The 11,769-nt window shown below is 31.3% G+C and carries 11 protein-coding genes; all 11 read right to left on the reverse strand.

The features are described from left to right. Positions 1 to 37: 37 nt before the first annotated feature. The 11 genes from N187_RS00435 to murI all read right to left on the reverse strand — a co-directional run bounded on the left by N187_RS00435 (position 38) and on the right by murI (position 11,638). Positions 38 to 472 carry an ATP synthase subunit K gene (locus N187_RS00435; protein WP_025419321.1) on the reverse strand — a complete coding sequence of 145 codons (435 nt, stop codon included), beginning with the start codon at positions 470 to 472 and terminating at the stop codon, positions 38 to 40. Between the two features lie 14 nt (positions 473 to 486). Beyond that, entirely contained in the window at positions 487 to 2,316 is a 1,830-nt protein-coding gene (locus N187_RS00440; protein WP_025419322.1) for a V-type ATP synthase subunit I, read from the reverse strand. 10 nt (positions 2,317 to 2,326) lie between these two features. Next, the gene (locus N187_RS00445) at positions 2,327 to 2,923 is read right to left on the reverse strand and encodes a V-type ATP synthase subunit D (protein WP_025419323.1); all 597 of its coding nucleotides are present in this window, start codon (positions 2,921 to 2,923) and stop codon (positions 2,327 to 2,329) included. A 2-nt stretch (positions 2,924 to 2,925) separates the two neighbouring features. After that, on the reverse strand, positions 2,926 to 4,227 hold the full coding sequence (locus N187_RS00450) for a V-type ATP synthase subunit B (protein ID WP_025419324.1): 1,302 nt from the start codon (positions 4,225 to 4,227) through the stop codon (positions 2,926 to 2,928). Between the two features lie 9 nt (positions 4,228 to 4,236). After that, positions 4,237 to 5,967 carry a V-type ATP synthase subunit A gene (locus tag N187_RS00455; protein WP_025419325.1) on the reverse strand — a complete coding sequence of 577 codons (1,731 nt, stop codon included), beginning with the start codon at positions 5,965 to 5,967 and terminating at the stop codon, positions 4,237 to 4,239. Between the two features lie 11 nt (positions 5,968 to 5,978). Continuing rightward, positions 5,979 to 6,524, reverse strand: a complete 546-nt coding sequence (locus N187_RS00460; protein ID WP_025419326.1) for a DUF2764 family protein — start codon at positions 6,522 to 6,524, stop codon at positions 5,979 to 5,981. 10 nt (positions 6,525 to 6,534) lie between these two features. Then, the gene (locus tag N187_RS00465; RefSeq protein ID WP_025419327.1) at positions 6,535 to 7,131 is read right to left on the reverse strand and encodes a V-type ATP synthase subunit E; all 597 of its coding nucleotides are present in this window, start codon (positions 7,129 to 7,131) and stop codon (positions 6,535 to 6,537) included. Positions 7,132 to 7,225: 94 nt separating this feature from the next. Further along, positions 7,226 to 7,621 (reverse strand): hypothetical protein, encoded by a 396-nt coding sequence (locus N187_RS00470; RefSeq protein WP_025419328.1) that lies wholly within the window; start codon positions 7,619 to 7,621, stop codon positions 7,226 to 7,228. Continuing rightward, positions 7,622 to 9,964, reverse strand: coding sequence for an endonuclease MutS2 (locus N187_RS00475; protein WP_038443467.1), 2,343 nt, complete (start codon positions 9,962 to 9,964; stop codon positions 7,622 to 7,624). Next, entirely contained in the window at positions 9,936 to 10,877 is a 942-nt protein-coding gene (gene rsgA, locus N187_RS00480; protein WP_025419330.1) for a ribosome small subunit-dependent GTPase A, read from the reverse strand. The genes N187_RS00475 and rsgA overlap by 29 nt, the downstream gene beginning before the upstream one ends. After that, a complete protein-coding gene (murI, locus tag N187_RS00485; RefSeq protein WP_025419331.1) occupies positions 10,874 to 11,638 on the reverse strand; it encodes a glutamate racemase in 765 nt (254 codons plus the stop codon). Before murI ends, rsgA begins: the two co-directional genes overlap by 4 nt. Positions 11,639 to 11,769: the final 131 nt, after the last annotated feature.

An 11,769-nucleotide genomic window follows, 5' to 3' on the forward strand; every position in this document is an offset into this window, starting at 1 on the left:
AAATTGCGAGAAAATTTAATGCCTAAATGCTTTAAAGTCAAACAAATTTAAATATCATCAAAAATACCATTACAAAAAGAGCAACTGATTCTATTAAACCTAAAACCAAAAGATTTGTTGCAAATCCCTTTCCAGTCTCAGCAAAAGCATCACAAGCTCCTGCAGCAGCTCTCCCTTGTGCAAAAGCGGAAATAGAAATTGCAATACCACCACCAAAACCAGCTCCAAATAATAACCAAGGATTAGCCTGTGTCATTATCCCCGCTAAAGTATTCATCAATATATAACCATATATTATTTGTGTCAGGGGTGCTGAAACAAAAACAATTAATAAGAAAGGAGCTGGCTTACCTTGCATATAACACCTCTTCCATGCACCAATAGCAGCACTTCCAGCAGCTCCCATACCCAAAGCTGACCCTATGGCAGCTATTGTTAAAGCCGAATTAACTCCTATCAAACCTATATCCATAGTTCTCTCCTTACTTAATCTTTAATTTTTCTAAAAGGCCTATAAGAATACCCATTCCATTCTTGACCTAAATGGTTTGAAAATTCAAGCATATTAAGTCTTACTCCATGAACAACAACAGATAACAAAGATAATGTTATATTAAGAATATGTCCAAACAGCATTACAATAATACCACTTATTATAAGGCCAATATTAGATGATTTTAATAAAGATGCTGACATACTATTAAAACTATCAGAAATTGCAAGCCCTGCAAGTCCAACAGCAAAAAGTCTAATATAAGATATTATGTCTGCAAATCCTGATACAGTAGCTAAAAACTGCTCTATTATTCCCCCAAAACTCTTCAATATACATACAAAAAAGTTTGAACCATCCTGTCTTGCAAAAACAAAGACAAGTACAACCCCAACATATATCATATTAAGAATAACACTATGCATAGGGAACTTACTTCTGCCAAGTATTAAATTTAAAACAAGATAATAAAGCCCCGGAATTACAATAAGCCAACCAATTTGAGCAATTGAATGTATATGAGGTTTCTCCTTCACTCTTTGAATAAAATTCCAAATGTGAGCTAATGATATTTGTAAAACACCTATTGTAAAACATATAAACATAATATTTTGCATACTATTCTTTCCTGTCAGATACTCAAGTCTAAAAGACCTTAAAATAGGAAAGAAGTCAAGGAGAAAAGAATCACTGCCAAACCAAGTACCTGTCATCGAACCATATATCACTGCAGACGTACTTAAATAAAATATTAAAGCATGAATAGATGTTAAAGGCTTACCTCTCATTAAATTGACTAAACTGAGAAAAATTCCCACTATTAAGAATATTACTCCATAAGCAGCATCACCAACTATCATTCCAAAAAATACAAAGAAAAACAACATAAAAATATAACTAACATCTCTTTCTCTGTATCCAGGAATTGTATCTAAAACATCAAAAATAGGCTTAGCAAGCTTAGCAATACCCCCTCTTTTTATATAAGTTGGAACAAAATCATTATCATCTGGCTCTGCAAATTGTACCACAAAATTACCATTAAGAGTTGCACTTTTGAGATTTTGCTGGTTATCTTCTGGAACAAACCCTGTAATATATACAAAGTTATCACACTCCACATCCATGTCAGCCATAACTTGTTCAAACTCAATAACTTGATCATACTCTTTTATTTTATCTTTTAAAATATCTCTATATTTATTCAAAATTGACAATTGAGTTAGCTTTTGATCTAAAATTTCACTAATAACCTTTAATTTATTTTCAATAAACTCAAGGTCAAACTCAAAATCATATTCTTCAGCTGAATCTATTGTCTGCTTAGAATCATTAATAGCTATAAAATAAGCCGTACCTTTAAAATTATTAACAAGAGCAACTCTAATTTCAGGCAATGCCAATAACTTTTTATATTCACTAATTTCAGACTTAAAAAATTGAACATAGACATTACTATCTCTCAATTTATTGATTAGGTCAAGAGAGAAAGATCCCCAACAAGATATAATGTCTCTTTTATGAAACAATGACTGTTGCATATCCCTTAAATCTTTAATTTCAGAACCTAAATTAACTATACTTTTTGCAACAGCTAAAAAATTCTCATTTGAAGAGCTTAAGATTTTTACTTCAGAGTCATCTCCAAGCAAAGATAAAGCCTGAATTAAAACTCCTCTTTCTTCAACAACTCTTTCTAAAGACTCTAAAACTCTATTGCAAAAATTAATATGAACAACTCCTAATTCTCTTAAAATTTCGATTGACTCCCTTTTATATTTGAGTAAAGTTAAAATTAGAACTTTCTTCATTTTTACAATCATAAACTCATTCCTATCTACTTTTAATCAAACCAGCCTTAGCTATTTTACCTCTTACAACAGCCGCTGTCTGTTGATCACCAAGATAAACATTAATCTTCTTTATATTAATTTTAGCATCAGGTATCATAACTTTTTCAAATAAATTTACCCTCTGAGAAGTAGCGTTAAGTTCTATTTCCAATAATCTAGTTTGCTCATTTAAAATTTCAAGCTCCGCATTTATCTGAACTATACTCCTAATAGCCTCTATTCCCCTATCGACCCAATAAGGGGTATATACAAGGTCATGCTTAATATCTTCATATTCAATAGAATCAAATACAGGAATAGTAATACCTGCAATATTTGTAAAGCTCTTTACCACTTTTCTAATTTTAATCCAATCCTGAAAGGGAAATCTTTCACAAAATAAAGAAACCCAAGATTTAACATACTCCTTAAACCTCTCCTGCTCAAGCTCCTTAGCTCTCTTAAGAGCCTCAACCTTTCTAATCTCCAAATGAAGTTGCTGTTTCTTAAGCTGCAATGTAGGCAAATACCTGCTAAACATCTTAAGACTATCTTTTTGTTTTTTAAGTTCATTCTTAGTTAACTTAACTTTAGGCATTTTTAATCCCTTTTTTGAGGCCAATATTTTTCTACAAGCTCTGTCTTAATTCCAGTTTCTTTAGGGTTAAAACAACTAGAGAGAATCTCCCAACCCAAATCCAAAGCTTCCTCCAGAGGAATATTAACAGATAAGTCCATCAGCTTACTCTCAAACATACCACTGTACTTAAGAAGTTTTTCATCCCACTCTGTCATATTAAATCCCATAGCCTTTTTCTCTACAGATTCCTTAGAAGATGCATAAAGCTTAATCATTGAATCCATAATAGTCCTATGATCATCCCTTGTCTTCCCGTTAACCATTTGCTTAAGTCTTGAAAGAGAACCAAAAGGTTCAATTCTACCCCCCTTTAAATAATACTGTCCTTCAGTAATATAACCCGTATTATCAGGAACTGGATGAGTAACATCATCTCCAGGCATTGTAGTAACTGCAAGTATAGTAATCGATCCTGCTCCTTCAAAATCAATAGCCTTTTCATACCTAGATGCAAGCTGAGAATATAAATCACCGGGATAACCTCTATTAGATGGAACTTGCTCCATAGTAATAGCAATTTCTTTCATAGCATCTGCAAAATTGGTCATATCAGTCAAAAGTACCAAAACCTTTTTCCCTTGCAAAGCAAATTTTTCAGCAACAGCAAGAGAAATATCAGGCACCGTTAAAGACTCAACAACAGGATCATTAGCTGTATTCACAAAAAAGATTGTCCGACTTAAAGCCCCACCCTTTTCAAGCGAATCTCTAAACGTCAAATAATCATCATTCTTAAGTCCCATCCCTCCAAGAATAATTAAATCAACTTCTGCCTGAAGAGCTATTCTTAAAAGAAGCTCATTATAAGGTTCTCCAGATACAGAAAATATTGGTAATTTTTGAGATTCAACAAGAGTATTAAAAACATCTATCATTGGAATCCCTGTTCTTATCATGTTTCTTGGAACAATACGCTTTGCAGGATTAGCTGAAGGACCTCCAATTTCAATTAAATTATCCTCAAGACGCGGGCCTCCATCCTTTGGATTTCCAGCACCATCAAAAATCCTACCAAGCAAATTCTCAGAAAATGTTACTCGCATTGGATGCCCTAAAAACCTAACTTTGTCCGAAGTTGAAATGCCTATAGTGCCATTGTAGACCTGAAGGGAAACTTTATCCCTATCCAACTTAACAACCTCAGCTAAAGAACTTACACCTTTTGACTCCACAATAGCAAGTTCTCCATATTTAACATCTTGTGCCATAACAGTTATTACATTCCCAACAATAGATTCTATCTTGCTATATATTATCTTCATTTATACACCTCAAAAATCCAACCTTTTAGAACGTACTAAATTCTTTAAAATCACTTCTAAATTATTAAACTTTTCTTCCTTAAAGGGAGCAAGATTCATATCCAAAATATTTTGCCTCAGTTCATTCACAAAACCTCTTGCTTCCAGTTTATTCTCAAATTTAAAATCTGACTGTAAAATATCACAAAGTATATCAAACATATAATTCTGACGCTCAGGACTTACAGCAGCATCAACGCTATCAAATGAATTTTGCTGCAAATAACATGAATCCAAAAGCTCAGCCTTCAAATAAATTAAAAAGTCATCAATACTTATCCCTTCCTCACCAACAACCTTCATCATCTGATTTATCTCATTTCCCTTTGCCAAAAAAGCTCTTGCATATTCTGTCTTTCCAGATTCAATAATTCCTCTATATTTACTCCAAGATTCAAGAGGATTAATGGCTGGAAATTTCCTAGCATCTGATCTCTCTCTTGTAAGACCATGAAACGCTCCTACAACCTTTAAAGTTGCCTGAGTTACTGGCTCCTCAAAATTACCTCCAGCAGGACTAACTGAACCCCCAACAGTTACAGAACCAAAATTACCATTATTTAAAATAACAATACCTGCCCTTTCATAAAAAGATGCAATAACAGATTCAAGATAAGCAGGAAATGCTTCTTCACCGGGTATTTCCTCAAGACGACCTGACATCTCTCTCATAGCCTGAGCCCATCTCGAAGTTGAATCAGCAAGCAAAAGTATATCAAGACCCATTTGTCTATAATATTCACCAATAGTAATAGCTGTATAAACTGATGCTTCACGGGCAGCAACCGGCATAGAAGACGTATTACAAATAATGCATGTTCTCTCCATTAATGATTTGCCTGTCCTTGGATCTGTAAGCTCAGGAAATTCCTTAAGGGTTTCTACTACTTCACCTGCTCGTTCACCACAAGCAGCAATAATTACAATGTCAACATCAGCATTACGACTTGTAACCTGCTGAAGAACTGTTTTTCCAGCACCAAAAGGCCCAGGAATACAAAATGTACCACCCTTTGCAACCGGAAAGAACGTATCTATTATTCTTGTTTGAGTTACCATAGGCTCACTAGGTATAAGTCTTTCTTTATAACTGGTAATTGGAACTTTAACAGGCCAATGAAACGACATAGTAATGACATGCTTACCACCAACATTATCCTCAATCACAGCAATTTTATCATCTACAGCATAACTACCACAGCTAACTATCTCCACAATTCTATAAGAATCTCTTTTATCAAATGGAATCATGATTTGATGCTTAATCGTACCTTCAACAACAAACCCAAGATAATCTCCTGCAACAACAACATCTCCAACCTTTGCAGTTGAATTAAAGATCCATTTTTTTTTCCTATCAAGTGCACTTAAATACAAACCTCGCTCCAAAAAAAACCCACATTGAGCAGCAAGTTCTGGCAATGGATTTTGAAGACCATCATACACCTGACTTAAAAGGCCAGGACCAAGCTCTACTGTTAAAAGCTTACCTGTAAACTCAATATCATCCCCAACAGCAATTCCTTTAGTCATCTCAAACACTTGAGCATCAACCTCCCCATCCCGAATACGAATTATTTCAGCTTTTAAACTACGCCCACCTGTTTTAATAAAAACAATTTCATTCATGGAAACCGTATCAACTACCTCAATAGTAACCAAATTTCCAATAACTCCTACTACTTTTCCTTTAGCTTCCATTCAAATTCCCTTCAAAAATTTTTAGTTATTTGCATACTTAATTCTTGACAAACATCATCAAAATTCTTCTCGCCAATCTCTTCTCTAAAGAGACTTCTTCTTGAAATTAACATTAACTTTAAAAAATAAATCACTAATTTTTCAAAGTTAAATTCATTTCCAACTTCAAGTTCTGTTAAAAACAGCCACTTTAACATATCAAGCCCTAAGTCCACCTCAAAAGGATTTTCCTTAAGACAAAGAGATTTTAAAATTCCTAAATAATAACTAGAAAAATAAGAAGACTCCAAATACACATCTCTTGGAAACCCTAACCTCTCAGCTCTAATAACTGCCAGAGTATACCTTATCATTTCTTCAAACTCAAGAAATTGATCAATTACCTTCAAATTTCCTCTAGTCAATCTAGATTCTGATAAGCCCTTTAAAAAAAGAAAATCTTTTCTGCTTAAAACAATCTCAACATTATCAAAAAAATCTGATATACTCCACACTTTGCCAATTTTTAAATCAAGATAAGGTAATGACGATATAACATAGTAATATGAACTTAACATACCACATCTCCTAAACCAACTTTAAAACCTCTTTAAACCTTGGGTTTAAATATTCAAAAAGAACATCAGCAATAGTTTCTGATGTAAAATCATAATATAAATTACCGTCTCTTTGCTGAATTTTAAAACCTTTATTTATTTCTTTGAAAGGTTTAATCTCAATTGTATTACCAAGTCTATTTCCTATCTTTTTTCTTAAAACAGATAATAAATTAGAAAAATCAGACTCATTAAGGATTATATCTATCTTATCACCCTTATTCCAAATATCTACAACCTTAATAATGATTTCTCTCAAAAAATTATCATCATAAACCTTAGAAACAGAATCCTCCAAAGCAGTTTTAAAAAGGGATTTAATACTCTTTTCAGTACCAATAATCAAATCTCTAACTGCTTGACGAGATGCATCAAGAGAATTTTTTTTATATTCACTAGCTTCCTTTTCAGCTTGCATTTTTAATTCCTTAGCATCACTTTCGGCCTTCAAGATAATAGACTCAGCCTCTCTTTTCGCATTAAGAATAATATCATTTGCTAATTTTTCAGCTTCCTCAAGTCCATCTTTCTTAATTTTATTTATCAAATCTTTAACTTCAAACTGCACTAGAACTCCTCAATATATAAAAAAATAACTCAAAATACTCATTAAATAAAGTATATCAACAAATTTTTAATTACTAAAAGTCAAAATACCCAGATTATATATCACCAAAAAAACCTCCAATAATTTTGTAAACGTTAATATCATGAACTATAGAAAGGTTTCTTTCTGGAAACTTTTCTCTCAACTTTTCACTAAAAACCTCAATACCCCTTTCTATAACCCTATTATTAAATTTTATATCAACTACATCAAGAGTTATTATTTCAATGATGATTAAATATCCCCTTCCAAATTTAGAACCATACCCAAGGGTAAAAGAAGTAGTAACACGAAAAAGTCCATCCAAAAGTCCATTGGCTGCCTTACCTCTCGATAGCCTGTTTGGATGCACTTCATAAGAATTACCAAACTCATCTTCAAGAACACAATCAACATAAAGACAAATATTAAACAACTCATTTTCAAATTCCTCAAATCTTGATATACCCATTTAAAATTCTACTATTGTTTTTCCAACTCCCCCATCACTTGGATGAGCAAAATAATATTTCTTAATAAACTTTACATTTTTTAAGAATGAATGTACTCCTTTCACAAGAAGACCCTCTCCTTTGCCATGAATGATTTCAAATCTGCAAACATTTTTCAATAAAATATTATCTATCTTCCTATTTAAAAAGTCTATAGCCTCAAACACTCTCATTCCTCTAATATCAATAGTTAAGTTCAACTCATCATCTTGACCTTCAAAAGAAAAGCTAAAATTTTTCTTATAACCATTTTTAGAATTCTTATTATCAAATATTTTCTCTAAATTAGAAGATGAAACTGTAATATTAAAAACACCAGTATTTACAATAAATCCTTTCTTAGTAACTCCTATTATTTCTCCTGAAGAATTTGAACCAGACACTCTAACCTTGTCACCAACTTTAAACTCAACCCCAACATTAGTAACAACCTCTTGATTAAGCAATTTAATTTTAATAGCCTTGGCAGTTATATTATCCATAATATTAGCTATAAATTCCTTGTTCTTAACAGTACAAATACTTCCCTCTCTGACCTCTCTAACCAAATTTTCTAAAATTTTTCTTGAGCCTTTTAAAAACTCTTTTTGCTCATTTATAAGTCTCTCCTCTAAATCCCTTTCTTTTAAAATAATATTATTCCGAATATTATTAATCTCAATTTCCTTAAGTTCAATAAGATGAAGCTTATCTTTCAATTTCTCTTCAAGTAAATGTATTTCTCTCTCCTTATCTGAAAGCCTTTCCAATATTTCATTAACTTCTGTCTTATTAGATGAATAAATCTCTTTTGCTTTAAGTAATATTTCAGGACTAATAGACGCATTATTTGCAACACTAAAAGCAAAACTTTCACCTGGAACAGAAAAGATTAAATTATAATTAGGTTCCATTTTATCTAAATCCATCTGCATAGAAGCATTAATCACAAATTCATGAGTGTATGCAAAATATTTAAGAGCATTGTAATGAGTTGAGACAATAACAAAAGAGCCAATATTCATTAAATGCTCAAGAATAGCCACAGCCAGTGCCTGTCCTTGTTCAATATCAGTACCTGAACAAAATTCATCAAATATTAAAAGACTATCTCTTGTTGCACACTTTAAAATATAAGCAATGTTATTCATATGACTTGAAAAAGTTGAGAGTGAATTTGCAATTGATTGATTATCGCCAATATCAACTAAAATATTATCAAAAATCTTAAAAGTACTAGACTCATCAACTGGAATAGGAATTCCAAATTGAAGCATGGCACTCAAAAGAGCAACTGTCTTTAAAGTTGCCGTCTTTCCACCAGCATTAGGCCCTGTAATAATTACAGCTCTATTATTTAAAGGACAAAAACTTACAGATTTTGCATTCTGTATCAAAGGATGACGAGCATTAACAATATTAAGATTACTACCAAACTTAGGAAATATTCCTTGACTTTTTATTCCGTAAACTGCTCTGACCCTTAGAGAATCATAATATAAAAAATTATTATAAAGAGTTTCTAAAAGAAGAATATGTTGCCGAATCTTATCTGAAAGTTCTTGCAAAATTCTTAAAACCACACGTGTCTTTTCAAAACTCAAAAAACACAATTTATCATTTTCACTTATTATCTCATCTGGTTCAACATAAAATGTTTGCCCAGAGGATGACATAGACACAATATTACACTTGATTTTATTCTTAAAACTAGATTTAAGCGCAATAGTATATTTACCTGATTTGTAATAAATAAGTGTAGAGGTTAAATATTCTGAATTTAAACCTATTATCTGCTTAATCTTCTTCTCAATCTTCTTACTTAAATTTTTGATTTCAAAATCAATCTCATCATACTCCTTAACAACACCTAGTTTTATTTTAAGTTCATCAACATCAATATACATGCATAAAGTTTCTAATAAATGCTCCAAACTTGAATCCACAAATAGTAATTCCCTTAAAGTTTTAACTTCACTTTGAACTTTGAACTCATTTCTATCTAAAAAAAACACTATTTTCAAAACTTCCCTTAGAAAGACAATAATATTTTTAATCTCTTCAATAGAAACTCTTGAGTTTTCCTTAATAAGTAAAGCAATAGAATCACTTATACTCTCAAGACAAGAACTTGGATATTCATCATAAACTTCAATAAGATTTTTAATCAACTGAACACAAAGACATATTCTATTAACTTCTTCCTCGGTCTTCCATATTTGCTGCTTACTTAGAAGATTAACAGTATCTGAAATAGCTACATAAGAAGAAACTGAAGATAAAATTTGATAAAAATCAATTTTTTCCAAGTATATCTCTTGCATAACTTTTATATCTCTTAAGTTCATTTACAATCTTTAAATAACTATTGTACCTAATTTCTGAAATTGTAAAGCCAATTTGACTTATTATAAAACAATTTGGTTCATTTATATGCACACAAGAATTAAATTTACATAAATCATTTAAATCTTTAAATTCCCTAAAATAACATCTAAGTTTGAGATACTCTAAGCTTTCAATGCCAAACTCCTTTATACCAGGAGTATCAATTACCACCCCATTAGAAGAATGAAAAGCCATAGCATAAACTGTAGTATGTCTACCCCTTGCATATTTATAAGATATCTCATTTATGACCTGTGCTGCATTCAAATCTATTATATTTATAAGAGACGACTTGCCAACCCCAGACTGCCCAATAAAAGACGCTCTTGAATTCTTAATAATTTCTCTTATTTCCTCAATACCCTGAAAAGTAATAGCAGAAGTCTTAATAACCCTATAACCTAAATTTTCATAAATTTTAATAAAAGCATCAACTTTAGTACTTATACCCTCATCAACCTTATTTATCAAAATAATAGGAGTGATTCCCTGTTCCTCAGCAACTATTAATACTCTATCAATAAACGAATTTTTAATCTCAGGAAGATTAGCAGAACTAACAATTAAAACATTATCGATATTTGAAACAATAACCTGCCTAAGAGAAGCCTTTTTATTATAACGCCAAAGCACATTCTTGCGTTCTAATCTCTCTTTAATATATACTTTGCATTCATCATAAATATCCCCACAAACAAAATCACCAGTAACTAAAGGACTATACTCTTTATCCTGAGTATTTAAAATCTTACCCTTAATAACTCCCTCATAAATTAAACCGGTATTAACTTCAGCAATAGAATAGATATTATTAACACCCCATAGGACCTCAAATCTAAAATTATTCAATCGATTATTCCTTTAAAATGCAAATCATAGTTTTTACAAAAATTTTTATAAAAACACAAATTTTTATCTTGTGTCAAATAAAAATAACGTGTAAAAGAAACACCATTACTCTCAATAAACTTTAATGCTTTACCAAGTTCATTGGTCACACATGCACGATTCTCATAAACAGGAATTCCCAAAAAGCTTTCAATCATGTCTTTAATATGCAGATAATGTGTACATCCTAAAAAAATCATATCTCGATTACTAGTTTCAACTTCTAATTTTAACCATCTTAAACATCTCAGTGCATCTTCCTTAAATCTATCTCCATATTCTACAAAATTCACAAGCTCGCTTGCAGACTTTAAGATTAAATCCCAATGACAACTTTTTTCTCTCTTAACAAATTCACTATTAATGGTAAAATCCGTTGCAATTAAAATAACCCTTTTAAATGCAAGACACTTAACTAAATTAACCGAAGGCAAAGTATATATTATAGGAAAACTAAAATTTAATTTGCCATATACACTAATAGAAGCTGTATTACAAGCAATAACAATTGCAACAATGTTACACATTTGTTCCAATTTTGCAATTAACTCTAAAATTTCCTTTAAAAGAAAATCAGAGCTCTTCTCACCATAAGGAAAATTCTTATTATCTGCAATATAGACATAGTTCCTATTAAAAAGTCTTCTATTTATATACTCAAAATAAGAAAGTCCACCAATACCTGAATCAAAAATAACTATAACATCCTTTAAATTGCTCATCAACCTTGCTCAAATTTAAGTATAAAAACTAATTTATTCTCTTTCAATTGCAATTAATAATATTCATTAATTAACAAATCTTAAAACCACAATAATTTATAAAACCACAATAATTTAAACTATAATTAGTA

Source organism: Borrelia anserina Es, assembly GCF_001936255.1.
GTDB classification, from domain to species: Bacteria; Spirochaetota; Spirochaetia; order Borreliales; family Borreliaceae; genus Borrelia; species Borrelia anserina.